This window comes from Martinezella lusitana (assembly GCF_014207095.1).
Classification (GTDB): domain Bacteria; phylum Pseudomonadota; class Alphaproteobacteria; order Rhizobiales; family Rhizobiaceae; genus Rhizobium; species Rhizobium lusitanum_B.
Genome location: NZ_JACHBG010000030.1, coordinates 41,965 through 67,254 on the forward strand (window position 1 = coordinate 41,965; position 25,290 = coordinate 67,254).

Here is a 25,290-nt window from a genome sequence, read left to right on the forward strand (position 1 = left end):
AAGGGATAAAGCACATGAAATTCACACTCTCCTGGCTGAAAGAGCATCTGGAAACCGACGCCACACTCGACGAGATCTGCGCCCGCCTGACGATGATCGGGCTGGAAGTGGAAGAGGTCGACGACAAGGCGGCGTTCAAGCCCTTCGTCATCGCCAAGGTGCTGTCAGCCGAAAAGCATCCCCAGGCCGACCGCCTGAAGGTGCTGATGGTCGATACCGGCAGCGGTTCCCCGGTTCAGGTCGTTTGCGGTGCACCGAATGCACGCGCCGGCCTTATCGGCGCCTTCGCCGCTCCCGGCACCTATGTTCCCGGTATCGACGTGACGCTTGCCATCGGCAACATCCGCGGCGTCGAAAGCCGCGGCATGATGTGCTCGGAAAAGGAACTCGAAATCTCCGATAGCCATGACGGCATCATCGACTTGTCCGAAGATGCGCCCGTCGGCACGAGCTTCGCCGCCTATGCCGGCCTCGACGACCCGATGATCGAGATCAACCTGACGCCGAACCGCCCGGATTGCACCGGCGTCTACGGCATCGCCCGCGATCTCGCCGCATCCGGCCTCGGCACGCTGAAGTCGCGCCGCACGCCATCTTTCGCCATTGAAGGCGAAACGACGACTGAACTCAAAATCGATCTGGATGATACGCGCCTTTGCCCCGGCTTTGCGCTTCGCCTCGTGCGCGGCGTCAAGAACGGCCCGAGCCCGAAGTGGATGCAGCAGCGTTTGCTTGCCATCGGCCTGCGTCCGATCAGCGCGCTGGTCGACATCACCAACTATATGACCTTCGATCAGGGTCGGCCGATGCACGTCTTCGATGCCGCCAAGGTCAAGGGCAATCTGGTCGTGCGTCGCGCCAAGGATGGTGAAACTGTGCTGGCGCTGGACGAGCGCGAATACAAGCTCAATCCGAGCAATGTCGTCATCTCCGATGATAACGGCGTCGAGTCGATCGGCGGCATCATGGGCGGCGAACATTCCGGGTGCGACGAGAACACCACGGATGTGCTGATCGAGTCCGCACTCTGGGATCCGATGAACATCGCCAAGAGCGGCCGCAGCCTCGGCATCATCACCGATGCGCGCTACCGTTTCGAGCGTGGCGCCGATCCGGAATATATGGTTCCGGGCCTTGAGCGCACTACGGAACTGGTGCTCGCCTGCTGCGGCGGCACGGCCGCCAAGGCCCGCGTCGAAGGCTATAAGGGCTATGACGCCAAGGTCGTCGACTTCCCGCTGTCGGAGGTCAAGCGCCTGACCGGCCTTGAAGTCTCGGCCGATGAAAGCAAGTCCATCCTGACGAAGCTCGGCTTCTCGGTCTCCGGTTCGGGCGAGCGCATTTCGGTCGCCGTTCCCTCCTGGCGCCCGGATGTCGACGGCAAGGCCGATCTCGTCGAAGAAATCATGCGCATCCACGGCGTCGACAACATCAAGCCGCAGCCGCTTAGCAGTCATAATGCCGTCAACGGCAAGATCCTGACGACGCTGCAGATCCGCACGCGCACCGCCAAGCGGGCGCTTGCCTCGCGCGGCATGCTCGAAGCCGTCACCTGGTCCTTCATCTCCGAAGATCAGGCCAAGCTTTTCGGCGGCGGCTCCGACGCGCTGAAGCTTGCGAACCCGATCGCCGCTGACATGTCCGACATGCGCCCGTCGCTGTTGCCGGGTCTGCTGTCTGCCGCGCAGCGCAATGCCGACAAGGGTTATGGTGACGTCGCGATCTTCGAAGTCTCCGGCACCTATGAGAATGACACACCCGAGGGCCAGCGTCGTGTTGCCGGCGGCATCCGCCGCGGCACGGCAACGCTCTCCGGCGCCGGCCGCATGTGGTCGAACACCGCCAAGGGCGGCGGCAAGCCGGTCGACGTCTTCGATGCTAAGGCCGATGCTCTCGCCGTGATCGAAGCCTGCGGCCTGCCGATGACCAATATCCAGATTGAGCAGGGTGGCCCGGCCTGGTATCATCCCGGCCGTTCCGGCACCATCAAGATGGGTCCGAAGGTCGTGCTCGGCTATTTCGGCGAATTCCATCCGAAGACGCTGGAAGCACTCGATGTGTCGGGCGCTCTCGCCGGCTTCGAAGTCTATGTCGACGCCATGCCCGAGCCGAAAAAGAAGGCGACCCGCACCAAGCCGGCACTGGAGCTTTCTCCGTTCCAGGCCGTCAAGCGCGACTTTGCCTTCGTGGTCGACAAGTCGGTGGAAGCCTGCGCCATCGTCCGCGCTGCCGTCGGCGCCGACCGCAAGCTGGTCACCGGCGTCAACGTCTTCGATATCTTCGAAGGCGCATCGCTCGGCGAAGGCAAGAAGTCCATCGCCATCGAGGTACAGATCCAGCCCGCCGAGCGGACGCTCACCGATGAGGACTTCGAAGCACTGACTCAGAAGATCGTGGCGAACGTCACGAAGTCGACGGGTGGGGTGCTGCGCGGTTAATCTGCCAGCTGCTGAATTTGCGGAGGGTGCGTCACCCCCCTCTGTCGCTGTCGCGACATCTCCCCCACATGGGGGGAGATCGTTGGGAGCTTGTCGCTCGTCGACCTCATAACAATAAACTGCGATTTCAGCAGGCGCAACGTTACTTTATGACAGGCGTGTGCAACGAGGTACCAATCTCCCCCCATGTGGGGGAGATGTCCCGAAGGGACAGAGGGGGTATCAGGGGCTCGGCATATCGAAAGCAATCGGTTCTACCGATGCAGATGATAGACCTTGTTGACGATACTCCAGCGTCCGTCGATCTTCACCAGTGACAGATAGTCCGAAAACCGCATTCCGGCGAATTCGTCGACGACCTTGACGCTTGCGGCATCGCCTTCGATATCGATCAGCTCGATCTCCATGAGGGGTATGGTGCCGGGTGGCGCGCTGCCTTCCTCGACGATCGCCGAGATGAACTCATCCCGTGTCATCCATTCGACCGCGCCCTGATAATTGCCGATGATATCAGCGCGCGGGTGGAGTGCCTTGCGCAGCGCCGGCTCATTCGCGAAGGCCATGCCATCGACATAGAGGTGAACAACCGCGCGGATTGCCTGCTCTTCCGACATCTCGCCATTCCTCGTTTGAGACATCTATCAAGATAGCATAGGCCATACAGGCTGGCAAAAATACGACAGCGCGATCACGCTGATTTGCCTGATACTACTCGACGAAAACCCGCACGCTGGCGGCGCGGCCTGCCGCATCGATGACGGTCAGCGTCGAATAGCCGGCGCCGTCGGGCGTCCACTGGTTGGTGCGGCGGCGCGAAAGTTCCGGCAGCGGCTTGCCGTTGGCGAGCCACCGAAATGGCGCCCGCCCGCCCTGCAGCTTCAGCGCCAGCGGCGCGATCCGATCGGCGCCGGTGCCTGCCCCGAGGTCGACGCGTGCGCCTTCGGGCGGATAGACGATCTGCGGCGCCGGCTCGCGGCTTGAAGCGGCCAGCAGCCCTGCGGCGGTGACCGAAAAACGGCGCTGGCTGATGGGCAGCTCGGTTGCGGAGATGCGCACGGCGCCCATAGGCGGCGGCGGGAAGGGGGTAATGGCAACGCCCGATTTCGCGAAGGCTTCGAACAGGATGGGAGCGGCCGAGACATAGCCCGCCAGCCCTGGCACGGCGCCGTTGTCCGGCCGGCCTACCCAGACGCCGAGCACATGCGCGCCGTCATAGCCGATCGACCATGCATCGCGATTGCCGTAGCTAGTGCCAGTCTTGTAAGCGATACCAAGCTGTTTGCTGCCGCGCGGCGCGATGATATCGGAGAGAATGTCGGTGATGTTCCAGGTGGCCACCGGCTCCATCAACGGCTCGCTGTCGATCGGTCCGGGCTGATCCTGAACGCCGTCGCCGATCCGCATCGCCTTGCCGCGATTGGCAAGCCCGGCATAGAGCTGCACCAGATCCTTGAGGGTCACGCCGACGCCGCCAAGGCCGATGGCAAGGCCGGGAGCTTCGTTCGGCGGCAGCTTGAGGTTCACCTCGGCGCGGCGGAAGCGCACCAGCAGCCGGGTGGGACCTACGGCATCGAGCAGGCGCACGGCCGGCACGTTGAGCGACAGCTGCAGCGCCTGCCGCACGCTGACATCGCCCTGGTAGTTCATATCGAAATTGCGCGGCCGATAGCCGTAGAAATCGGCGGGACGGTCCTCGATGATCGTTTCCTGCGCCACATAGCCCTGTTCGAAGGCGAGCCCATAGATGAAGGGCTTCAGCGTCGAGCCGGGAGAGCGCAAGATGCGGGTCATGTCGATCCAGCCCGCGCGGCCGGAATCGAAATAGTTGGCCGAGCCGACTTCGCCGATGATCTCGCCGGTCTTGGCATCGGCCATGACCATGGCCACGGACACCTTCGGCCCAAGCCGTTTCGCAGCCGTATCGGCGACGGCTTCCAGCCCCTGTTGCACACCGCGCCGCAAGGTTGTTCGGCGCTGAATGACATCGGGCTGCTTTTTCAGGGCGAGCTCGGCGAGATGTGCCGCATAGGCCGGCAGCTGCCGCCTGTCGGCCGGCACAGGTGTCAACGCGGCGCGTTCGGCTTCCCCTTCGCCGATGATGGTCGCGACGGCTGCGCGTTCGAGGACGCGGTGGCGGGCTGCCTGCGCCGCCGAGAGATTGCGGTCCGGCCGGCGCTTTTCCGGCAGCTGCGGCAGGGCGACGAGAAGCGCGGATTGCGCGACGCTGAGATGGCGAGGCTCCTTGCCGAAATAGGCAAGGCTTGCCGCCCGTACGCCCTCCAGGTTGCCGCCATAGGGCGCATGCGTCAGATAGATATCGAGGATCTGCTCCTTTGTCAGGCGCCGCTCGATCTGGATGGCACGAACGATTTGCAGAAGCTTGGCGGTCATCGAGCGCTGACCGCGAGGCTCGATCAGTCGGGCCACCTGCATGGAGAGCGTCGAGCCGCCCGAGACGATGCGACCATGCGTGACGAGCTGCACGAAGGCGCGTCCGATCGCCATCGGGTCGATACCGTGATGATCGTAGAAGCGGTGATCTTCATAGGCGACCAGCATGCGCAGATATTGCGGATCGACATCGGCAACCCCGGTCTTCAGCCGCCAGCGCCCCTCAGGCGTGGCGAAGGCGCGCAGGAGATCGCCGTTGGCGTCGAGCACCTCGGCTGAAACAACGCGGGCAGCGTCCAGAGGCGGCGGATAGGCGCGGTCCGCGGCCTCCAGGCCGAAGACCAGAGCCACCGCCGTCAAGGCAGTGGCTCCAAAACCGATCGCAATCTTCCATCGTGCTTTCATGGCTGCACTTACTGCTGGGCTGCCAGCACCTCCATGCGGCCCATTGCGGTGCGGGCCGAGAACTGCGGACGATACATGTCCTCGACGCTCGCGGCCGGGTGGTCGTAGACGCCGGGGGTCACGGCGCGCACGACATAGGCGAAGCTCATGTCGCGATTGGCGCCGTCTGTCTGGTCGAAGGCGGCGACGAAGCGATCGCTACGGAATTCGACATGGGCGGGCTGCACATCGCTCAGCCAGTCGAAGTTCGAGAGCTGGGCGCTGCCGACGATGCTCGGATTGTCGATCTCGAAGCCGGCGGGCAAGAGATCGGTCACAAGGATGCGCTGCGGCCAGTCATTGGCGCCCGTCACGTGCAGCACGACGACATAGCGCTCGTTCTGCTGGGCCTGGCTGACGTTGGCCTCCTCGCCATCGAGCGTGTAGTACTTGCGCTCGATCTTGAAGCCGGTGCCGCCGGCCGGCAGTGGCGATGCCGGGGCTGCGACGGTGGTCACGGCAGCAGACAGCGGCTGGCGCGTCGTGTTGGTGACCGTCAGCGGATGGCCCATCAAGGCATCGCCGGACATTTGCGCCATGTAGGTGCCGGTATGGGCAGCACCGTTGACGTCGAGCGTCAGGCCGTCATCGCCATTCTGCAGAGCGCGGGCGGCAAGCAGCATCCAGGTCTGTTCCTGCGTGCTGGTATATTTCCGACTCTGCCAATCCTTGGCGACGACGCTTGCCAGATCGGGAATGATCGGCGGTACGGGGCGGCTTTCGGCGGCAAGCGCCAGCACGGCAGCACCGTCACGTAGCGACGAGCCGTAGTCCGAACGGGCGAAGCTGACCTTCGTGACCGCCGCCTTCTGCGACATCTGCAGGGCATCGATGAAGATGTTGCGCGAGCGCTGGGCATCTCCATAGAGCGCCAATGCGGACGCCAGATGCGCCTTGGACAGCGGTGTCGGGAAGTCGTTCAGCATCGTATCGGCATAGTAGCGCAGATCGCTGATCGAGGCCTTCTTGTTGCGTGCCAGCACATAGAGCGCATAGGCGATCTCGTTGCCGTTGTCCTTGACGTTGGTATTGGCGCTCAGCGCGTTCTGGAGGTTTTCCAGCGCCTGCACCATGGCCTGATCCGGCACGGCATATTTCTGTTCGCGGGCACGGGTCAGGAAGTCGGTAATGTAGGCGTCCAGCCAAAGATCGCCCGACCCAGGGCCCCAGAGGCCGAAGCTGCCGGTGGAAGACTGGTAGGACATTTCGCGATAGATGGCGTCCTGCACGCGTTTGCGGATCTCGGCGTCATCGGCAAGGCCGTTCTTGACGGCCATGTCGCTGAAGTAGAGCAGCGGCAAGGCACCGCTCGCGGTCTGTTCCGCGCAGCCATAGGGATAGCGGCTGAGGCTCATCAACAGCGCCGGCACGTCGAAGGCGCTGGAGCGGCTGACATTGACGCTGACCGAGGCGCCGGGCAGCACGCTGTCGGCGAGAAGGTCTGAGTTGACGGTCAGGCTCTTGCCGGGCGCGAGCGCGATCACACGCCGTTCAGCGAGCGGCAGCTGTGCCGGACGAACCGGGATATCGACCGATTGGTCCAGAGACATGCCCGAAGCGTTCGACAGCTTGATCGAGACCGTGCCGTCGCCCGGTTGGCCGCCGATGAGCGGCAAAGTGATGTTGTATTTGCCGCCGGCCTGCAGGTTGATTTTCTGCTGTGTGGCTTTTTCATCCACGGTCACGGCGCTATTTCCTGTCACCGCAAGCGTGTATTCGCCGGCGGGGGCATCGGTATTGGCAACATCTAGCCGCAGGTTCGCCTTGTCCCCCGGTGCGAGGAACTTCGGCAGGCTGGCGGTAACGACGACCGGATCGCGAATGATGACATCCTGCGTCGCATGTCCAACGCCGGCTTTCGACCAAGCCACGGCCATGAGGCGCGCGGTACCGTTGAACTGCGGGATATCGAAGCTGACGCTCGCCTTGCCGCTGGCGTCAAGCTTGATCGGGCCTGAGAAGAAGGCGACCAGCTTTTCCTTCGGAGGGCTTGCCTGCAGGGCGACCTGCCCGCCATCGCCGCCGGTGCGCAGCTTGCCGGTCGCGCCGAGCGAGCCATCGATAAGGCGACCATAGATGTCGCGGATTTCAAGGCCGAGCTGGCGCTGACCGTAATACCAATCATCCGGTGCCGGCGGCTGGTAGCGCGTCAGGTTCAGGATGCCGACATCGACGGCGGCGAGGGTGACGTAGGCATCCTCATTGGCACCTGCGCCCGCGACCTGAAGGCCGATGGTCAGCGGTTGACGCGGCAGGGTCTTCTGCGGCGCGTCAAGCTTGATCTGCAGCTTGCGCTCGCCTGGATCGACAGGCGCCCACTTGATGCCGATGGCGCGCATCGGCATGCGGCTTTCCTGGGCGTCGCCGGGACGGAAGAGGGTGGCGGTCAGATAGGTGCCGGCACCCCAATCGGCGGTCACGGGAACGTCGACTTCGCCGCCGGTGGCGCCGATATCGGCATTGGTGACCGAGATCAGCGTCTCGGAGCCGGCAGTTACCATCAGCTGGCCCGCATAGCGCGAGGTTACCTTCAGCTTGGCGGTGTCGCCGACATGGTAGCTCTGCTTGTCGAGCGCAATTTCGAGCGCATCCGGCGTCTCCGTCGAACTCGAGGCGACATACCAGCCGGCATTGAATTCAATGCTGGATTCCGGGCCGTTCGTGTCCGCAGTGGACACTTCCAGCCGGTAGCGGCCCCAGGTGACGGGCATGGAAATCGCCGCACCGTCGGTGGTGGCGTTCACGGTGCCGACTGCCACCTGTTTGGTGGACATGATCGGCTCGAACTTCCAGCTGTTGCCGTCGCGATACCATTGATAATTGCGCTCGACACTGAGGAGTTTCCAGGTCAGGCCTTGCATCGCCTGCTTCTGACCGTTCTCGTCGATGGCGATGACATGGAAATTGCCGACGGAATTTTCGCCGAGATTGCCGTCGAATTGCGGCTTGATGCCGATGCGCGGACCATCCGCCTTGACCGGCAGCGTCAGCGAGCGCTCGACGGCACGGCCGCCGGCCTCCTGCATGCGCACGGTAATGTTGGCGTTCAACAGCTGCGTGGTCGAGGGCGTGTCCTTGATGGTGACATCGAAGGTCGTCTTGCCATTCTCGTCCAGCGCCTGAAGGTCCTCAAGCGGCACCTGCGTATTTTCGGCCTTGCTGTCGCCGCCGCTATTGTCGTCGTCGCTATTGGCCTTGCCGGCGCCTTCGTCGGCGAGGCCGAACAGATAGCCCTTGTAGGTGTCGCTCTGGCGCGTCGGCTTCAGCGTCACTTCGCCTTCGAGGTTGAGACCGGCTGCCGGAGCGCCATAGAGATAGCGTCCATCGACATTGACCGGTGTCGGCTGGCCGACTTCGATCTCCTTGGCGTCGCTCTTCATGTCGAATTCAATGCGATCCGGCACGAAGTCATCGACGATGAAGGTCTGCGAGCCGATGGAGGAGCCCTTCGGATCGGTGTAGATGTTCATCGTCCATGTGCCGCGCATAGAAGTTTGCTGCAGCGGCAGGTCGACGTTGTAGCCGCCGCGCTTGCCGCCATCGGTGACGATGCGGCGATCCTCGACGCCATCCGGGCGCAGGAAGACGAAGGTGAACGGCAGGTTTTCAACCGCTGTCGAGCTGACGTCGCGGGCAAGAGCGGACGCATGCACCGTTTCGCCGGCGCGGTAGATGCCGCGTTCGGTCCATGTCAGCAGGTCGATCGCGCCGGGCGCGGTTCGGCCGGCGACACCACGGTCGGAAAGATCGAAGCCGGCGCGTGTCATGTCGAGGAAGACGTAGTCCTGGTCGCCGTTTTGAGCCGTGATGACGGCCGGCGTCATGCCCGCCGTGCCGCGTATCAGGCCGGCGCTGAAAACGGCGCGGCCCTTGTCGTCGGTCTTGGCGGTGCCGAGGATCTCATTGTTCTTGGCAAGCAGCTGCAGCTGTACGCCGGCAAGCGGCTTGGCACTGCCGAGCGAGCGGGCAAAGACGTTGAGGCCATCGGTGCCGGCATAGGTGGTGACGCCGATATCGGAAACCACGAACCATTGCGTTGCTTGCGGATCCCATTCCTGGCCGCCGCTGTTGGGCGCAACGGCCGTCAGCACATAGACGCCGGGCTTGCGCTTCGGCAGAGCTTCGTCAACCGGGAAGCTGGTCGCGACTTCCTTGTTGAGTTCCTGCTTGATCTCGATCGAACCCTGCCAGACTAGCTCGCCATTGGTGTCCTGAATGGTCTGAGCGTTGTAGCTGTCCACCTGCGTCAGGAATTGCGAGTTGTTGAGGGTCTGCGCAATATTGCGGTCACCGATGCGGTAGAGCTTGAGATTGGCCGTGTTGGCGTTGACGGAGACGATCGGGATGCCGCGGCGCGCGGTGGAGGGCAGCACGAAATTGTCGCCCGTGAAGCGCAGCGAAGCCCTGCGGTCCTTGACGTAGACGTCGACATTGACCTGTGCGGCAAGGTTTTCGCCAACGGAGGACGGCAGGCCGGCGCGCAGCGAGATGCGATAATGCTGGCCGAACTCCAGGCCTTCGACGCAAATCTGGTTGTCCTTGGCGTCGACGCCCTTCGGTGCCGCGCCGTTGACAGTGACGAAAGGCGTATAGTCGACGCCGCTCTTCACCAGCTTTTCGGAGAACTGTACGCAGGCCCGCGGCGAAGCATTATCGTTGTCGAGCGTGTTGCCGGAGACGCGGAAGCCCTGGCGTGCCAGCAGATCGTTGTAGGCCGCCTGCACGGCGGCGGAGCTGACGAGATTGAGGCTCGCCTTGTAGGCATTCAGCGCGGGGCGGTAGTTCTGCGCGTTCTTCAGCGCCTCGGCGAGAACGGCGAGCGCATCGGCGCGGCTCGTCGTCGTGCGGGTCAGCTGATAGCCGTTGAGCGCTGCGTAGGCAGCCTTGGTGGCGAGAGACGTGTCGTTCGTAACGGTATTGGCGGCGCGCGCCATCTCGATCCACAGGTCGCCATCGTCGGGGTTGAGCGAAAGCGCGCCCTGGAAGGCGTTCAGGGCATCATTGACGTTGCCCGAGGTCAGCTCGATACGGCCGAGCGCGATCAGGCTTTCGACGCCTTGTCCCTTGAGTTCGTCGCCGAGCGTCAGCGTGCTCTTCGCATCGCCGGCGCTCTTGATGAAATCACCTGTCAGGAAGGAAAGGGCGGGGGCGGCGCCGATGTCCGGCTCGCTGGTCGCGGCAGTCTCGACGACCTTGCCGGCGATCGCGCCCGGGAAGCTGTTCAGCTGATTGAAGTCGGACTTCATGAAGCACCACTTCACCTTGGGATTGTAGGTGAAGGCCTTACAGGACTTGTCGCCGATGCACGAGGCGGAGCACTGGTCCAGCGTTACGTTCTGCTCCGTGCGCAGATCGAAGCCAAAATAGTCGCCGTCCTTGGTGGTGACCACCTGACGCTTGACGTCAGCGGCCGCCGAAGGGCTCAAGGATGCAAAAGTGGCAAGAAGAAAAGCAGAGAAGCCGATAAACGCGCGCTTAGACATAAGTCCTCCCAACGCTACCCCATTTTTGATGGCGGCAATCTTCAAATTTCAGGCCGGTTTGTCAACCGAGCGTGGAGGGACGAACGCGTTTTACGCCTATGGCGATCTGTCTAGAAGATTGAAAAAGACTGAAAATCAGGCGGTTTGCATATTCCGCTGTGCCTTGATGGCACTTCACTTTTCTTTTCAGTCCCGGAATGACACCGGCCCCTTCGGCCGGTGTCTTTGAGAGGGCGTTTGCGGCGCCTCAATCGTCATATATTTGTCATGGCGAGGGCGGTATCACTGTACCGCTTTCCGGCGATGCTGTCGGGCGCGATAATGTTGCCGAGTTCCTTCACTTCCTGCGGCGAAAGTTCGATGTCGGCTGCCGCCGCATTTTGCTCGAGATGATGCAGCTTACGGGCGCCGGGGATCGGGACGATGTCGTCGCCCTGGTGCAGCACCCATGCGAGCGCCAGTTGTGCCGCCGTGACGCCCCTTTCCTCGGCGAGCGATTGCAACCGGGCGACCAGAGCCGCGTTGGCATCGAAGTTCTCGCCCTGGAAGCGCGGCAGCGACCGGCGGAAGTCGTCGGCGGCGAGATCATCCGTCTTTTGGATTGCGCCGGTCAGGAAGCCGCGACCGAGCGGGCTATAGGGCACGAAGCCGATACCGAGTTCGCGGCAGGTGGCAAGCACGTCCTCTTCCGGATCGCGGCTCCACAGCGAATATTCGCTCTGTACGGCGGCAATCGGATGCACCGCGTGGGCGCGGCGGATGGTGGCGGAGCCGGCTTCGGAAAGGCCGAGTGTGCGCACTTTGCCTTCTTTCACCAGTTCTGCCATGGCGCCAACCGTATCTTCGATCGGCACGTTCGGATCGACGCGGTGCTGGTAGAACAGGTCGATGACATCGGTGCCGAGCCGCTTCAGGGAGGCTTCAGCGACTTCCCTGACATGTTCGGGGCGGCTGTCGACGCCGATCATCGCCGCCGGGCCGCTTTTCGTATGATCGAGCTTGAAGCCGAATTTGGTGGCGATGACCACACGGTCGCGAACGGGCTTCAGTGCGCGGCCGAGCAGCTCCTCGTTGGTGAAGGGGCCATAGACTTCGGCTGTGTCGAAGAAGGTAACGCCGAGATCGACGGCGCGAAGAAGCGTTTTGACGGATTCGGCCTCGTCGGTAGCGCCATAGGCAAAGCTCATGCCCATGCAGCCAAGTCCAACGGCGGAAACGGTGAGATCCTTACCAAGCCTGCGGGTTTTCATGTTGTATTCCTCTTGAGCCTTATGGGAGCGGCAGGGGCTTATGTCCGCTGCCTACGAGCTCAACGTAGGGGCCTGCATAATGAATGAAAATCCATGCAAATCCTTACAAGCTGTTCTATAATTTAGATCAATGAACCGAACACAGCTGTCCCAACTTGCGGTTTTTGCCGCTGTCGCCGCCCATCGCAGCTTTCGCGCTGCTGGCAAGGAATTGTCGATCGCGCCGTCCGCGGTCAGTCATGCCGTGTCCAGCCTGGAGGAAAGCCTCGGTGTGCGGCTGCTCGCGCGCACCACGCGCAGCGTGCTGCCGACCGAGGAGGGGCAGGCACTGTTGCAACGGCTGGCGCCGGCCCTGGAGGAAATCGACATCGCCTTGGAGGATACGCTCGCGACCCGAGGCCGCCCGGCCGGGACGCTGCGCATCACCGCCCCGCGCTTCGCTTCCGATCTTCTCATGGCGCCGCGGCTTGGCGATTTTCTCAATACCTATCCGGACATCACACTGGAGATCGCCAACGAGGATGGTTTCAGCAATATCGTCAAGGAAGGCTACGATGCCGGCATCCGGCTAGCGGAGAGCATCGAAGGCGATATGATCGCGGTGAAGGTCTCACCTGATATCCGCACCGTCATCGCTGGCTCCCCGGCCTATTTCGAGAAGCATCCGAAGCCGCTGCATCCGCGCGACCTCGTCAACCACCGCTGCATCAAGCGGCGATTTGCCGATGGCTCGATCTATCGCTGGGAGTTCGAGAAGGATGGCCGGGAATTGGTCGTTGCCATCGAGGGACCTCTGATCGTCATCGAGGATCGGCTCGGTGTCCTGGCCGCCCTCAATGGCGCCGGCCTCGCCTATCTCTTCGATATTCGTGTGCAGCAGGAGCTGGCCGAGGGCAAGCTCATCCGTGTTCTGGAGGATTGGTGTCCGCCCTATCCTGGTTTCTGCATCTATTACCCGAGCCGCCGCCAGATGCGCCCGGCGCTCAGGGCCTTTATCGATTTCTTCAAATATACAGGGCCTTAGGGCATTCGGAGTTGCGTTGAAGCAAGCGACCAGCGACTGCTGACAGAAATCGCGCATCGATAATGCCATAACTCGTCTCGACTGATCGGATGGTTTCAGAAGGGAGATTGCAGCGATGAGAAAACCGGGGTCGATGAAGGGGCTCGAAGATCTCGGACGTGTCCGACTGTCGAAGAACTTCTTCTTTCGCGATTTCCTGCATTCGGAAATCGCTGATTTCTATCGCATCCCCAATATTCCGGAGGATCCCGATCTTGCGATCGAGACGGGCCGCCGGCTTTGCGAGGAATTGCTGGAGCCGCTGGAGGCGACCTTTGGCCGGCTACATATCCGTTCGGGCTATCGCTCGCCCGAGGTCAACGCCTTCGGCAACAGGAACGGGCTGAACTGCTCGACCAATCCCCACACCGCCGCACACCATATCTGGGACATGCGCGATCTTGACGGCTGCATGGGCGCGGCGGTTTGCATCGTCGTGCCGTGGCTGATCGATCACCACAGCCATGAAGGCGACTGGCAGAAGCTGGCCTGGTGGATTCACGATCATCTGCCCTATGCGTCGCTTTGCTTCTTCCCGAAGCTGTGGGCCTTCAACATCCAATGGCACGAGCGGCCGATGCGAATCATCCAAAGCTATGTCAGCCCGCGCGGCATGCTGACCAAGCCGGGCATGGTCAATTGGGAGGGCGATCATTCGGCTCTTTACGAGGGCTTTCCCAAGCTCAGATTTTGACGCGGTAGCGGATATGCCCGTCCGTCTCGACATAGGTATCGTAGAGCTTGCGGGCTGTCGCGTTGGTCTCTTCCGTATGCCAGTAAAGCCGTGCCCAGCCGCTTTTCTTGCAGAGCGCGACGAGATCGTCGAGCAGCGCCCGGCCGACGCCGTGGCCTCTGGCGCTTTCATCGACGAACAGATCTTCCAGATAGCAGTCGGGGGCGAGCGTCCATGTGCCCTCATGCGTGATGCAGAGCGTGAAACCCTTCACCTCGCTGTCGACCTCTGCTACCCGCATGAAGATGGCCGACGCCGGATCGAAGACCCGGCGCCAGGTTGCATCGGTGATCTCGGGCGCGATGGTGACGCGGTAGAAGGCGAGGTAGCCCTCCCACAGAGCACGCCAGCGGGCTTCGTCTTCAGGTCTGGCGTCTCGGATCGTCACGGTCATCGGGTTGTCTCTCTTATTCGCCGGCTGCGTCGAGCAGGCGCATGGCTTCGTCGGAAAGCGAAAGCTTCGCCGAATTGATTAGCGCGTCGAGCTGGCTGAGGCTAGTGGCGCTGGCGATCGGCGCGGTGACGCCGCGCTTGCGCAGCAGCCAGGCAAGCGCGATCTCAGCGGGCTTCACGCTGGTTTCGGCCGCGACCTTGTCGAGCGCTGCGAGGATCCGCAGACCCTTGTCGTCGAGATAGGCGGCAACCCGGTTCTCGCGCGCCCGTCCCTCGGTGTCCGCCTTGCTGCGGTATTTGCCGGTCAGGAAGCCGGCGGCGAGGCTGAAATAGGTGATGACACCGATCTCTTGCCTGACGCAGAGATCCGCCAGCGGCCCCTCGAAGCTGTCGCGGGCATAGAGATTGTATTCGGGTTGCAACACGTCGTAGCGCGGCAGGCCGGCCTTGGCGGCGGCATCGAGCGAAGCCTGGAGCTGCGTCGCATCGAGGTTCGAGCAGCCGACATGGCGGATCTTGCCCTGTTCCTTCAGCTTGGCATAGGCGGCAAGCGATTCCTCATGCGGCGTCTCGGGATCCGGCCAGTGCGAGAGATAGAGATCGATATGATCGGTCTGCAGCCGCTTCAGCGAAGCCTCCGCCGCCTCGATGATGTAATCGGCCTTGAGGCCTTTCTTGTCCGGCCCCATCTCCGATCCGACCTTGGTGATGATGATGGCCTTGTCGCGAGAAACGCGGCCCTGCTTCAGCCACTTGCCGATGATCTCTTCGGAATCGCCGCCCTTGTTGCCGGGAACCCAGCGCGAATAGACATCGGCCGTGTCGATCGTGTTGAAGCCGGCGTCGAAGAAGGCGTCGAGCAGTGCGTAGGAGGTTTTCTCATCGGCCGTCCAGCCGAAGACGTTGCCGCCGAAAACGATAGGGGCGACAAACAGATCGGTTCGTCCAAGCTTGCGCATGTCCATGATATTTCTCCAAGTCACTTGAGCAAAAAGCCGGCGTCGGAGGCGCCAGCAGGGAGGGATACGGCAGGGTACCGGCCTTTCCGGCCAAAGGCTACTAACGATTTCTTTATTCCGCCGTCGAGCGCCGATAGTGGCTGGGCGGCAGCGTGTTGTACTTCGACCAGACGCGCCGCATGTGGCGTGGCGATGCGAAGCCGGATTTCTCCGCCACGCGCTCCATGTCCAGCCGCGAATTGGTAAGCACGTCCCGCGCCAGCGTCACGCGCATCAGATTGACATAAGCCGTCACCGACAGGCCGGCATGCTCTTGAAACAGTCGTGAAATATGTCGCGCGCTCATCGTGCCGATGCCGGCAAGCTCAGAGAGCGACCAGCCATGGGCCGGGTCGGCCATGATCGCATCCTGAACGCGATGGATGGCGGGGTGCACATGGTTGCGGCCGCTGAGCCAGGGCGAAAGCTGCGGCTCAGCGCCCGTCCGCCGCATATAGACGACCATGTGGCGGGCAATGGTCAGCGCCGTCATCGGCGACGTCAGCTTGGAGGCAAGGTGCAGCATCAGGTCCGTGCCTGTGGTGATGCCGGCACTCGAATATCGATCGCGATCCTCGACATAGAGCCGGTTGTCGAGAACCCTGGCAGTCGGCGCATGTTCCCTGACCTCGTCGAGGCAGGCGGCATGCGTGGTGCAGGCATAGCCGTCCATCAGGCCCGCACGGGCGGCGAGCACAGCTCCCGAACAAATGGTGACGAGGGTGATGCCCGGCCGGATCGCGCCTCTCAGCCAGGTCGAAAGCCTGGCGAGCTCAGGCTCTATATCCTCGGCATCGTCAGGCGGCGTGACATTGCCCGACAGGATGACATAGGCGCCATCGGGAATGTGATCCGGAAGCGGCTTCAGATCGGCAAGCATCAGCCCCACCGAGGTGGTCTGCGACGGCTGAGCGGCGATGAAACGATAATCGAACAAGACATCGTCCTGTTCGATATTGGCGCGGCGCAACACCTCCACCGGCCCCGCCACGTCCATCAGCAGCGTATAGGGCGGCAGAAGCACGTAGACGGGAATGATCCGCCGATGGGGGCGTCGGTCGCTTTGTGTCATGCGGCACTCCGGATCGGTGCGCCGGCGAGAGCTTCCTCGACCGTTGCGATGCGGGCAAAACGGCCTGATAGCACCAGCTCGCTGCGCTTCTTGATGTCGTCGACGCTGAAAACGATGCCCGAGGCATGCGTCATCGGGAAGGTTAGCGTCGCCTCGGTGACATAGTCGACCTCATAGCCGAGATCGGATGCGTGCCGGGTCGTGGTTTCGCAGCATTGCTCGGTGCGAATGCCGGAGACGATGACCTTGCGGATGCCGTTGGCCACCAGCCAGACATCGAGGCCGGAGCCGACGAGGGCCGAATGACGGCGCTTGTGAAACACGGCATCGGCATCGAGCGAAATCTCGTCGAGCTTGCGCACATAGCCGCTCTTCAGGCTGAAATGCGCGTCGCTATCCTCGACGTGGAAAATCTGGACGACGGGAATGCCCTTTGCCTTGGCTCCGTCGATCAGCGCCTGCAGGCGGTTGGTGAATTCAGGCAGGTCGTCGGCTCGCCAGTAGGGGCGCTGACGAAAGGATTCCTGAACATCGATGACGAGTAGCGCGGTATCCGTATGGGACATTTTCGTATCTCCTGTGCTTGAAGGATAGCCGAAACTAGGCTTGCCTTGAAAACTTCGAAAGCCATCTGGCAGACAGAAAGGGGACAAATACGGCCATAACGCATTCACCGTCGCGCAGCCATGTTTGCCTGCACTCACAGCGCAAGGCGTTGCGCCTTGGCTTATGGCCGAATAAGGTTGTCGCCGGTTTCGTCCAAAGCGGAATGACCTCGTTTCGCTTTACCCACCGTGTTCACAAATGGATCCCGCCGGATGGGCAGCATCGCGAATATCGCTATGCGACCCTCCGCTTCGGGTGATGCTTCAGGAGAGACATCATGCTGCGTTTCGGAATTCTATCGACGGCGAAGATCGGCCGCGACGTGGTGGTGCCAGCCATTCAGGATGCGGAGAATTGCGTCGTCACCGCAATCGCCAGCCGCGATCTTGCTCGTGCGCGGCAGATGGCCGACCGTTTCTCCGTGCCGCATGCCTTCGGCTCCTATGAGGAGATGCTCGCCTCCGACAAGATCGACGCCGTCTACATCCCCTTGCCGACTTCGCAGCATGCCGAATGGACCATCAAGGCGGCCGATGCCGGCAAGCACGTGCTCTGCGAAAAGCCCATCGTGCTGAAGGCCGAGCAAATCGACAGCCTGATCGCTGCTCGCGACCGCAACAAGGTCGTGGTGACGGAAGCCTACATGCTCACCTATACGCCGCTTTGGCGGAAGGTTCGTTCGCTGCTTGCCGACGGCGCCATCGGCCGCCTGCGCCATGTCCAGGGCGTCTTCACCTATTTCAACCGCGATGCCGGCAACATGCGCAATATCCCGGCGCTTGGCGGCGGCGGTCTGCCCGATATCGGCGTCTACCCGACGATCGGCACTCGTTTCGTCACGGGCCGCGAACCCTTACGCGTTCAGGCGACGACGGAGCGCGATCCGGAATTCGGCACCGATATCTATTCCAGCGTCAAGGCCGATTTCGGCGACTTCGATCTCAGCTTCTACGTCTCGACGCAGATGGCAAACCGGCAGGCCATGGTCTTCCACGGCACCGAAGGCTTCATCGAGGTGAAGTCGCCCTTCAACGCCGACAGGTATGGCGCGGAAGAGCTGGAACTGACCAATCGCAATCATCTGGAATCGCAGATATTCCGCTTCCCCGACACCAGGCAGTACAGGCGCGAGGCGGAAGCGTTTGCTTCGGCGGCATTGGGCCAGGGCGCGGAAATCGTGTCGCTGGAAAGCTCGAAGCTCAACCAGAAGGTCATCGATGCCATTTACCGCGCCAGCGAAAAAGACGGCTGGGAACCGGTCTGAAGCACTTCAAGGAAAGTGCCCGACACTTTTCCGTCCGGATACGTCGAAATAAGAGGGCAGCGTCTCAGGGATTTTGCCGGTGGCGGAAGACGAAGCGTGAATAGCCGAAGAAGCTGAACGCCGTCGCCGCCGCCGAGGCAAAAGTCAGGGCTATGATTGGTCGTAGCGACGGCGCGGATATCAGCAGCGAGCTGAACAGGCCATAATTCAGCAGAGCCGATGTCAGTCCGACCGAACCGTATCGAAAACCTTCCGCCGCCAGCGACCGGTTGGAGCGGCCGAAGGTGAAGTTGCGGTTGAGCACCCAGGTGGCGAGCAGCGCACTCGGGATGGAAATGGCCCGGCCGACGAAGGGGCCGAAGGGTGTGAACCAGAGCATGAGATGCAGTACGCCGGCATCGACCACGAAACCGACGCCGCCGGCGATTAGGAAGCGAAAGAGCTTCTTCATGCGGCTTTCGCCCTTTTCTTCCGGCTTGCCGGCTTTTCGAGTTCCGCCATGTAGACCGTCCGTTCATCGCCAGCCTCACGCGACGACGGTTTGGCGAGGCTCATGTAATGGATGCGCAGCTGTTCGGCGCGTGCCCGTGCGACCGAGTCGAGGATGAGGCCGGCCGTAAACAGCATACAGGCAATCATCGCCAGTGCCACGGCGAGGATCCAGCTCGGCAGACGGGACACCATCCCAGTTTCGAAAAATTCGATGAAGACAGGAATCGAGAAGCCGATGCTCATTTCGAAGCAAATGACGCAGAGAAGGCCGAAGAAGGCGAAAGGCCGCGTTTCCTTCATCAACATGGCGAACATCCAGAGGATCTTGCCACCGTCCCGGAAGGTGGAGAGCTTCGAGTGCGAGCCTTCCGGCCGCCGACCGTAATCGAGTTCCAGTTCGCTGACAGGCAGTTTCAGCCGCGAGGCGTGAACCGACATTTCCGTCTCGATCTCGAAACCGCCCGACACGGCGGGAAAGCTCTTGACGAAACGGCGCGAGAAGGCGCGATAGCCGGAGAAGATGTCCGTGAAGTCGGCGCCGAAGATCGAACGGTAGAGCCAGTTGAAAATTCGGTTGCCGAAGGCATGCCCCTGTCGGCCGGCGTCGTTATGAACGTTACGCCGGGTGCCGACGACCATATCCGACCCCTCGGTCAAAAGCGTGCGGATCAGCTCCTCGGCATCCTCGGGGGCATAGGTGCCGTCGCCATCGGCCATCAGATAGATATCGGCTTCGATGTCGGCGAACATGCGGCGCACCACATGACCCTTGCCCTGCCGGCGTTCACGCACCACGTTCGCGCCCGCAAGCATGGCCTGAAGCGCCGTGCCATCGGTGGAATTATTGTCATAGACATAGATGCTGGCTTGCGGAATGGTTTCGCGAAAACCGCGCACGACATTTCCGATCGTGGCTGCTTCGTTATAGCAGGGCAGCAGGACGGCGATGTTCAGCTTCTCATTCCACATGATCTTGGCCGCTTCCTAGGCGTGATATCAAGTTGTAACCCGATGGACGATCCAGACGAGAGCTTATCGCGCTGCCTGTTAATAAGACCCTATGGTTGCGAAGGAAAAATGGGCGGAGATTGCGCCGGAAAAAACATTATCGTGATGACGATTGCGGCCGATACCAGCTTTACTTTTTTTTGATGGGCGGCCGTTACTGTGATCCCCCGAACATTCTTCAAGTCCGGGGTTTATCCGTATATGACGCAGACGCTGACAATGTCGCCCGAAGCAGCGCCTGCACCAGGCAGGAAAGTGTCCACGCGCTGGTCGCATCCTGTTCTCGTGCCGTTGATCTACTGCATTCTGCTCATCGTTGCCCAGCTCGTCATTCACCGCAACCTTGCCGACTATGTCGGCCCCGACAATGACGATGCCATGCGCCTGGTCGAGGTGCGCGATTTCCTCGCGGGTCAGGGCTGGTTCGACATGATGCAATATCGGCTTGGCCTCGATGGCGGAACGCTGATGCATTGGTCGCGCTTCATCGATCTGCCGATTGCAGGCCTCATTCTCTTCTTCCGGATGTTCTTTTCGCCCGAAGGCGCCGAGGCGGCAGCACTGACCGTCTGGCCGCTGATGCTGATCGTGCCGCTGATGGCCTTCATGGGCCTTGCGGGCCGCCGGATTGCAGGGGTCGAAGGCATGCACTTCTCGCTGCTGCTGACCGCGCTCTTCGTCGTGCTCTCGCCGCGCTTCGTACTGGGATCCATCGATCACGACAATGTCCAGCTCGGTCTTGTCGCGTTGGCCGTCGCCATGCTGGTCGACGAAAGCTATAAGCCCCGCAATTTTGCCATCGCTGCCGTTGCTCTTGCCATCCAGCTCGGCATCGGCGCGGAAACGACGCCTTTCGTGGCCTTCGCCTGCGTGGCTGTCGCCTGCCTTTGGGCGTGGGATGGCGAGCTGTTCGCGCCGGCAGCAAAGGCTTTCGCGTTGACGTTGACGATTGCCGTCAGTGCCGCCTTTTTCTCGCTCGTGCCGCCGCGCTTCTACTCGATGGTCACCTGCGACAATCTCTCGCTCGGCTTCTACGGCATAATCAGCGCCGGCTGCGTCGGGCTGCTGTTGTCGGCGGTTTTCGCCAGTCGCCTGTCGCGGCCCTGGCGCCTGGCGGTGCTTGCCGCCAATGGCGTATTCGTGTTGGCGACGACGGTTGCACTCGCGCCGCAATGCCTGCGCAATCCGCTTGCCGATCTGGATCCCATGCTGGTGGACCTCTGGCTGAGCCGGGTAACGGAGGCGCAGTCGATCGTCTCCATCATCCGTCGACAGCCGGAGACGCTGGGCGCATTTTATGCGACAAGCTTGATCGCGATGATCGTCTGCGCGGTCCGTATACTGCGCGGCGAGCGGGCTCGCCTGCACGCGGTTCTGATCGCTCTGATCGCCATCAATTGGATCATCACGCTCGTGCAGGTCCGCGGCGCGGAATTCGCCAATCTGCTGGCCATCCCGCCATTGGCGCTTTTGCTTGCGGAGTTGCGCCGGATTTCGGTGGCAGACACCAAGAACATCCGGGCATCCCTGATCTATGTGGTTACGGCACTGGTCTCGGTACCGGCAGTATGGGCCGTAGGCGGCACGCTGGCGTTCAAAGGTGTTGCTAACGCCTTTGTGGCGCCCAAGGCCGAGGAAACGGTGGATTGCGCGTCGAAGGGGGCGCTGGCGCCCATCGCCGGTCTTGAGCCTGGCGTGATTGCAGCCTCCTCCAATATGGGAGCGCCGCTTCTGCGCTTCACGCCGCACCGCACGCTCTCCGGCCCCTATCATCGCGATCCCGATGGGATGCTGGCCGAGCTCAATATCGGACTTGCTCAACCGCCTGAGGCGGAAGCGCTGTTGCACAAGGCGCATGTGACGCTGGTGGCCTTCTGCAAGGGAGATCCGCAGGTACAGCTATTGTCCGAGCGCAATCCCAAAGGGCTGTATGGTCGACTGAGTGCCGGCGATGTGCCTGCCTATCTGGAGCCGATGCCAGCCTCGCCCAAGTCGGACGTCCGGTTTTTCCGTTTCAAGCCGCAGGGTTGAGCAGAGGCAATTCCCAGAAAAGTACTCAGCGGCTTTCCAGAGGAACGGCCCGGAGAGTTTCGAAAGCGCGGATCCGCGTCAGGCGCGGCGGCGGTGTTCCATCACGTCGGCTGTCACGAGATAGCCGATGAAGCCGAGGTTGTAGCCGCCGAGTGCCATGAACAAAGTGGTTAGCGGCGGCGGAGTGACCGACATCGCGACGGCCGCCATGAAGGCGATGCTCATCAGAGCCACGCCGAGCAAGGCGCCGATGGTGGAGCGCTGCAGGCCGGCGGCAATTCCGATGATCGTGGCGGTCGCGAATATCATCGCTCCATATCCTCTTTACCAAGAACCAGTTTGCACAGCTTTACGCGCGGATGGCTAAGAAAGCCTTTGTCCGTAGGGTTAACGCTTGCTGAAGTAATAAACTCCGCGCGTTTATGGCGCACGCAACCGTCACCTGCGGTTCGAAACCACATGCGGTGCTTCCTTCGATCGATTCCGATGGAAGGGATGATGTGCCGGGCTCCGCATTTTCCACGACTTGAGCTAGAAAGAAGCCATGAGCAGCTTTTTTGAGAATGATTCGCCCTCGAACTTGACGGAATATTCCGTTTCGGAATTATCCGGATCGATCAAGCGCACCGTCGAAAATGCGTTCGATCAGGTGCGCGTGCGCGGGGAAATCTCGGGCTATCGTGGGCCGCATTCCTCGGGCCATGCTTATTTCTCGCTGAAGGACGACCGGTCCCGTATCGACGCGGTCATCTGGAAAGGTAGCTTTTCCAAGCTGAAATTCCGCCCTGAAGAGGGGATGGAGGTTATCGCGACCGGCAAGGTGACGACCTTCCCGGGTTCGTCGAAATATCAGATCGTCATCGAAAGCCTGGAGCCGGCCGGCGCCGGCGCGCTGATGGCGCTGCTGGAGGAGCGTAAGCGCAAGCTCGGCGCCGAAGGCCTTTTCGATGCCGAGCGCAAGCGCAGGCTGCCCTTCATGCCAAAGGTGATCGGTGTCGTGACCTCGCCGACCGGCGCCGTCATCCGCGATATCCTGCACCGCATCTCCGATCGCTTCCCCGTGCATGTGCTGGTCTGGCCGGTCAAGGTGCAGGGGGAGGGCTCGGGCGACGAGGTGGCGAACGCCATTCGCGGCTTTAACGAGTTTGAGCCTGGCGGCCGGATCCCGCGTCCGGACGTGCTGATCGTTGCGCGTGGTGGCGGTAGTCTCGAGGATCTCTGGAGTTTCAACGACGAGGCTGTCGTTCGTGCTGCTGCTGCAAGCGAAATTCCGCTGATCTCGGCCGTGGGGCACGAGACGGACTGGACTCTGATCGACTACGCCGCCGACGTGCGAGCTCCGACGCCGACGGGTGCCGCTGAAATGGCCGTGCCCGTCAAAGCGGAACTTGAGGCGCAGCTTGCAAGCCTCGCCGCGCGGCTGCAGGGCGGAGTGGGCAGGCAGATGGATCAACGGCGGCAGGCTGTGCGTGCGTTGCTGCGCGCCCTGCCGTCGCTCGATCAGATCCTCGCTTTGCCGCGCCGCCGCTTCGATGAGGCAGCCGCCGGCCTCGGCCGCGGCTTGGAGCTGAACACGCTGAACAAGCGCCGATCTTTCGAGCGCACGGCCTCGCAGTTGCGGCCGGATATCCTGTCCAACCGGATCGCCGAGCGCCGCCAGCAGCTCAATGAGCGGATGACCCGTGCGGAGCGCACCATCGAGCGCATGCTCGACCGTTCGCGTGCCCGTATCGAACGGGCCGATGCCGTCTTCGCCACGCTGCCCTCGCGCCTCGAAGCGCAAACGGGTCGCGCCCGCGATCGTCTCGGCAATCTCGCCCGTCAGGCCGATACTGCCATCCGCCACCAGCTGACCCGCGCGCGCAGTGAACTGGTGGCACAGGAGCGTATCCTGCAGTCGCTTTCCTACAAGAACGTCCTGAAGCGCGGCTATGCCGTCGTGCGTGATGAAGACGATCGCCCGGTTTCGCTGGCAGTGGCGCTTTCGACGGGTGCGGCCATATCGATCGAGTTTGCCGACGGTCGCATCGGTGCAGTCACGGGCGACGCTGCCGTCCCACCGTCTTCGTCCATGCCGCCATCAGGCGCATCGCCTTCGAAGAAGCGCGCCGCCAAGCCGGCAGAGCCCATCGCCCCACCGAAGCAGGGAAGCCTATTCTGATGCGCATTCTGCTCGTTTTGGCTCACCCTCTGGAGGACAGCTTTGCCGCGGCCGTAGCGAAGGTCGCGCAGGAAACACTCGTTGCCGGCGGCCACGAGGTTGACCTGCTTGATCTCTATCGCGAGGGTTTCGATCCGCGGCTTTCGCAGGCCGAGCGCGGCGGCTATTTCGATCAGCCCTATGATACGTCAGGTGTCGGCGATATCGTCGCACGGTTACGCGCTGCCGAAGGGTTGATCCTGGTTTTTCCGCAATGGTGGTTCAATTTTCCGGCCATTCTCAAGGGCTTCTTCGATCGCGCATTTGCACCTGATGTCGCCTTCACCCACGATCCGGCCGGCGGTCGCATCGTGCCCAGGCTCACCAATATCCGCCTCTTCTGGGCGTTGACGACCACCGGCTCGCCCTGGTGGATCGTGCATCTCTACATGGGCAATCCGGTGCGGCGTCTGCTGAAACGCGGCATTGCCGCCTTCTGTGCCAAGCGGTTGAATTTCCGCATGTTGGCGCTGCACGACATGGATCGCGTCACCGATGCCGGACGCAAGGCGCATCTTGTCCGCGTCAAGAAAGCTCTGGCGAATATCCGATAGGAACTTCGAGACACACCACGGCGATGCGCAATGAGTCGACGTCATGGCGGACATCTTGATTCCACTTTCCAAATCTGAGAAGCTTGCGCCGTCTGAAACAGGTTAGGTCGGTGCGGTTGGCCCAACCCCCGCGTTCTGCGGGTCCTTCCACTACTTCGGTAGCGGCCCAAGACCCTGAACGGCTCGCAATCTCGCGAGGCGAACGAAAGGGCTTGGTTATGCAACAGCAGATTTCCGTTATCACCATCGGTGTTCTCGATCTCGATCGATCCAAACGCTTCTATGCAGAGGGGTTCGGCTGGACGCCCGTCTTCGAGAATGAGGAGATTGTCTTCTACCAGATGAACGGCTTCGTTCTCGGCACCTTCAAGCTCTCGTCGCTGGAGCAGGATATGGGCCGACCAGGCCTGAAATCGCCCGGCGCCTTTTCGCTGGCGCATAATGTCGCGAGGCGTGAGGATGTCGACGCCGTCATGGATCAACTGGTGCTGGCAGGCGGGAGCATGCTTCGCAAGGCCGATGCACCACCGCATGGCGGTTTCCGCGGCTATGTGGCCGATCCGGACGATCACGCCTGGGAAATCGCCTGGAATCCCTTCTGGCCGATCGATGAAAACGGCTTGGTGACGTTCGGCATCTAAATGCAAGAAAGCGGGCTCATGGCCCGCTTTCTCTTCTCTGAGATTGCCGTCAGTTACGCTTAGAGCGTTTCTGCCTTTCTCCGAAACGCGGAAACGCTCTATCCCTTTGTTGCTACGCAATTCCGGACGGAAAACCGCTGCGCACTTTTCCTGGAATTGCTCTAGAGCGTTTCATGTTTTGACGGAAGCGTAGCCTGCGTTTGAGAAGTAGTTGGCGCACTCTTCTGGC

General features: G+C 61.8%; 19 protein-coding genes. 8 read left to right on the forward strand and 11 right to left on the reverse strand.

All coding sequences use genetic code 11. From position 1 onward, the window contains the following. Positions 1-14: 14 nt before the first annotated feature. The gene (pheT, locus tag GGD46_RS30855; RefSeq protein WP_184711004.1) at positions 15-2,438 is read left to right on the forward strand and encodes a phenylalanine--tRNA ligase subunit beta; all 2,424 of its coding nucleotides are present in this window, start codon (positions 15-17) and stop codon (positions 2,436-2,438) included. A gap of 254 nt (positions 2,439-2,692) precedes the next feature. Here the strand turns inward: pheT and GGD46_RS30860 are convergent, their stop codons facing one another. From GGD46_RS30860 to GGD46_RS30875, 4 genes are all read right to left on the reverse strand, one after another. Continuing rightward, entirely contained in the window at positions 2,693-3,052 is a 360-nt protein-coding gene (locus tag GGD46_RS30860) for a nuclear transport factor 2 family protein (protein WP_184711006.1), read from the reverse strand. A 94-nt stretch (positions 3,053-3,146) separates the two neighbouring features. Beyond that, a complete protein-coding gene (gene pbpC, locus GGD46_RS30865) occupies positions 3,147-5,234 on the reverse strand; it encodes a penicillin-binding protein 1C (RefSeq protein ID WP_184711008.1) in 2,088 nt (695 codons plus the stop codon). A gap of 8 nt (positions 5,235-5,242) precedes the next feature. After that, on the reverse strand, positions 5,243-10,756 hold the full coding sequence (locus tag GGD46_RS30870) for an alpha-2-macroglobulin family protein (protein WP_184711009.1): 5,514 nt from the start codon (positions 10,754-10,756) through the stop codon (positions 5,243-5,245). A gap of 254 nt (positions 10,757-11,010) precedes the next feature. Then, positions 11,011-12,006 carry an aldo/keto reductase gene (locus GGD46_RS30875; RefSeq protein ID WP_184711011.1) on the reverse strand — a complete coding sequence of 332 codons (996 nt, stop codon included), beginning with the start codon at positions 12,004-12,006 and terminating at the stop codon, positions 11,011-11,013. Positions 12,007-12,136: 130 nt separating this feature from the next. Between GGD46_RS30875 and GGD46_RS30880 the strand changes: the two genes are divergently transcribed. Together GGD46_RS30880 and GGD46_RS30885 are read left to right on the forward strand one after the other, a co-directional pair. Then, the gene (locus GGD46_RS30880; RefSeq protein ID WP_184711014.1) at positions 12,137-13,030 is read left to right on the forward strand and encodes a LysR family transcriptional regulator; all 894 of its coding nucleotides are present in this window, start codon (positions 12,137-12,139) and stop codon (positions 13,028-13,030) included. Between the two features lie 115 nt (positions 13,031-13,145). Beyond that, a complete protein-coding gene (locus GGD46_RS30885) occupies positions 13,146-13,763 on the forward strand; it encodes a hypothetical protein (protein ID WP_184711016.1) in 618 nt (205 codons plus the stop codon). Here GGD46_RS30885 and GGD46_RS30890 read toward each other — a convergent pair. The 4 genes from GGD46_RS30890 to GGD46_RS30905 all read right to left on the reverse strand — a co-directional run bounded on the left by GGD46_RS30890 (position 13,753) and on the right by GGD46_RS30905 (position 16,831). After that, positions 13,753-14,196: a GNAT family N-acetyltransferase gene (locus GGD46_RS30890; protein WP_184711018.1), complete on the reverse strand. Its 444-nt coding sequence runs from the start codon at positions 14,194-14,196 to the stop codon at positions 13,753-13,755. The genes GGD46_RS30885 and GGD46_RS30890 overlap by 11 nt on opposite strands. 13 nt (positions 14,197-14,209) lie before the next feature. Beyond that, positions 14,210-15,160 carry an aldo/keto reductase gene (locus GGD46_RS30895; protein WP_184711021.1) on the reverse strand — a complete coding sequence of 317 codons (951 nt, stop codon included), beginning with the start codon at positions 15,158-15,160 and terminating at the stop codon, positions 14,210-14,212. 106 nt (positions 15,161-15,266) lie between these two features. Beyond that, positions 15,267-16,265 (reverse strand): GlxA family transcriptional regulator, encoded by a 999-nt coding sequence (locus tag GGD46_RS30900; protein WP_184711023.1) that lies wholly within the window; start codon positions 16,263-16,265, stop codon positions 15,267-15,269. Further along, positions 16,262-16,831: a cysteine hydrolase family protein gene (locus GGD46_RS30905; RefSeq protein ID WP_184711025.1), complete on the reverse strand. Its 570-nt coding sequence runs from the start codon at positions 16,829-16,831 to the stop codon at positions 16,262-16,264. Before GGD46_RS30905 ends, GGD46_RS30900 begins: the two co-directional genes overlap by 4 nt. A 317-nt stretch (positions 16,832-17,148) precedes the next feature. Here GGD46_RS30905 and GGD46_RS30910 point away from each other — a divergent pair, with 317 nt between their 5' ends. Beyond that, entirely contained in the window at positions 17,149-18,135 is a 987-nt protein-coding gene (locus GGD46_RS30910; protein ID WP_184711027.1) for a Gfo/Idh/MocA family protein, read from the forward strand. A gap of 64 nt (positions 18,136-18,199) precedes the next feature. Here the strand turns inward: GGD46_RS30910 and GGD46_RS30915 are convergent, their stop codons facing one another. Further along, positions 18,200-18,586 (reverse strand): GtrA family protein, encoded by a 387-nt coding sequence (locus tag GGD46_RS30915; RefSeq protein WP_184711029.1) that lies wholly within the window; start codon positions 18,584-18,586, stop codon positions 18,200-18,202. Continuing rightward, complete coding sequence (locus tag GGD46_RS30920) at positions 18,583-19,596, reverse strand: glycosyltransferase (protein ID WP_184711031.1); 1,014 nt, start codon at positions 19,594-19,596, stop codon at positions 18,583-18,585. The genes GGD46_RS30915 and GGD46_RS30920 overlap by 4 nt, the downstream gene beginning before the upstream one ends. A 240-nt stretch (positions 19,597-19,836) precedes the next feature. Between GGD46_RS30920 and GGD46_RS30925 the strand changes: the two genes are divergently transcribed. Beyond that, a complete protein-coding gene (locus tag GGD46_RS30925) occupies positions 19,837-21,666 on the forward strand; it encodes a hypothetical protein (protein ID WP_184711033.1) in 1,830 nt (609 codons plus the stop codon). 78 nt (positions 21,667-21,744) lie between these two features. Here GGD46_RS30925 and GGD46_RS30930 read toward each other — a convergent pair whose 3' ends face one another. Continuing rightward, complete coding sequence (locus GGD46_RS30930; protein WP_184711035.1) at positions 21,745-21,975, reverse strand: homogentisate export protein; 231 nt, start codon at positions 21,973-21,975, stop codon at positions 21,745-21,747. A gap of 235 nt (positions 21,976-22,210) precedes the next feature. Here GGD46_RS30930 and xseA point away from each other — a divergent pair, with 235 nt between their 5' ends. From xseA to GGD46_RS30945, 3 genes are all read left to right on the forward strand, one after another. Further along, positions 22,211-23,827: an exodeoxyribonuclease VII large subunit gene (gene xseA / locus GGD46_RS30935; RefSeq protein ID WP_184711037.1), complete on the forward strand. Its 1,617-nt coding sequence runs from the start codon at positions 22,211-22,213 to the stop codon at positions 23,825-23,827. Then, positions 23,827-24,420: an NAD(P)H-dependent oxidoreductase gene (locus GGD46_RS30940; protein ID WP_184711039.1), complete on the forward strand. Its 594-nt coding sequence runs from the start codon at positions 23,827-23,829 to the stop codon at positions 24,418-24,420. Before xseA ends, GGD46_RS30940 begins: the two co-directional genes overlap by 1 nt. Positions 24,421-24,638: 218 nt before the next feature. Continuing rightward, entirely contained in the window at positions 24,639-25,061 is a 423-nt protein-coding gene (locus GGD46_RS30945) for a VOC family protein (RefSeq protein ID WP_184711041.1), read from the forward strand. Positions 25,062-25,290: the final 229 nt, after the last annotated feature.

Excerpts from the sequence above, each read along its gene's own strand:
- pheT (WP_184711004.1), top strand. The coding sequence starts at position 15 with ATGAAATTCACACTCTCCTGGCTGAAAGAGCATCTGGAAACCGACGCC.
- GGD46_RS30860 (WP_184711006.1), bottom strand. The coding sequence starts at position 3,052 with ATGTCGGAAGAGCAGGCAATCCGCGCGGTTGTTCACCTCTATGTCGAT.
- pbpC (WP_184711008.1), bottom strand. The coding sequence starts at position 5,234 with ATGAAAGCACGATGGAAGATTGCGATCGGTTTTGGAGCCACTGCCTTG.
- GGD46_RS30870 (WP_184711009.1), bottom strand. The coding sequence starts at position 10,756 with ATGTCTAAGCGCGCGTTTATCGGCTTCTCTGCTTTTCTTCTTGCCACT.
- GGD46_RS30875 (WP_184711011.1), bottom strand. The coding sequence starts at position 12,006 with ATGAAAACCCGCAGGCTTGGTAAGGATCTCACCGTTTCCGCCGTTGGA.
- GGD46_RS30880 (WP_184711014.1), top strand. The coding sequence starts at position 12,137 with ATGAACCGAACACAGCTGTCCCAACTTGCGGTTTTTGCCGCTGTCGCC.
- GGD46_RS30885 (WP_184711016.1), top strand. The coding sequence starts at position 13,146 with ATGAGAAAACCGGGGTCGATGAAGGGGCTCGAAGATCTCGGACGTGTC.
- GGD46_RS30890 (WP_184711018.1), bottom strand. The coding sequence starts at position 14,196 with ATGACCGTGACGATCCGAGACGCCAGACCTGAAGACGAAGCCCGCTGG.
- GGD46_RS30895 (WP_184711021.1), bottom strand. The coding sequence starts at position 15,160 with ATGGACATGCGCAAGCTTGGACGAACCGATCTGTTTGTCGCCCCTATC.
- GGD46_RS30900 (WP_184711023.1), bottom strand. The coding sequence starts at position 16,265 with ATGACACAAAGCGACCGACGCCCCCATCGGCGGATCATTCCCGTCTAC.
- GGD46_RS30905 (WP_184711025.1), bottom strand. The coding sequence starts at position 16,831 with ATGTCCCATACGGATACCGCGCTACTCGTCATCGATGTTCAGGAATCC.
- GGD46_RS30910 (WP_184711027.1), top strand. The coding sequence starts at position 17,149 with ATGCTGCGTTTCGGAATTCTATCGACGGCGAAGATCGGCCGCGACGTG.
- GGD46_RS30915 (WP_184711029.1), bottom strand. The coding sequence starts at position 18,586 with ATGAAGAAGCTCTTTCGCTTCCTAATCGCCGGCGGCGTCGGTTTCGTG.
- GGD46_RS30920 (WP_184711031.1), bottom strand. The coding sequence starts at position 19,596 with ATGTGGAATGAGAAGCTGAACATCGCCGTCCTGCTGCCCTGCTATAAC.
- GGD46_RS30925 (WP_184711033.1), top strand. The coding sequence starts at position 19,837 with ATGACGCAGACGCTGACAATGTCGCCCGAAGCAGCGCCTGCACCAGGC.
- GGD46_RS30930 (WP_184711035.1), bottom strand. The coding sequence starts at position 21,975 with ATGATATTCGCGACCGCCACGATCATCGGAATTGCCGCCGGCCTGCAG.
- xseA (WP_184711037.1), top strand. The coding sequence starts at position 22,211 with ATGAGCAGCTTTTTTGAGAATGATTCGCCCTCGAACTTGACGGAATAT.
- GGD46_RS30940 (WP_184711039.1), top strand. The coding sequence starts at position 23,827 with ATGCGCATTCTGCTCGTTTTGGCTCACCCTCTGGAGGACAGCTTTGCC.
- GGD46_RS30945 (WP_184711041.1), top strand. The coding sequence starts at position 24,639 with ATGCAACAGCAGATTTCCGTTATCACCATCGGTGTTCTCGATCTCGAT.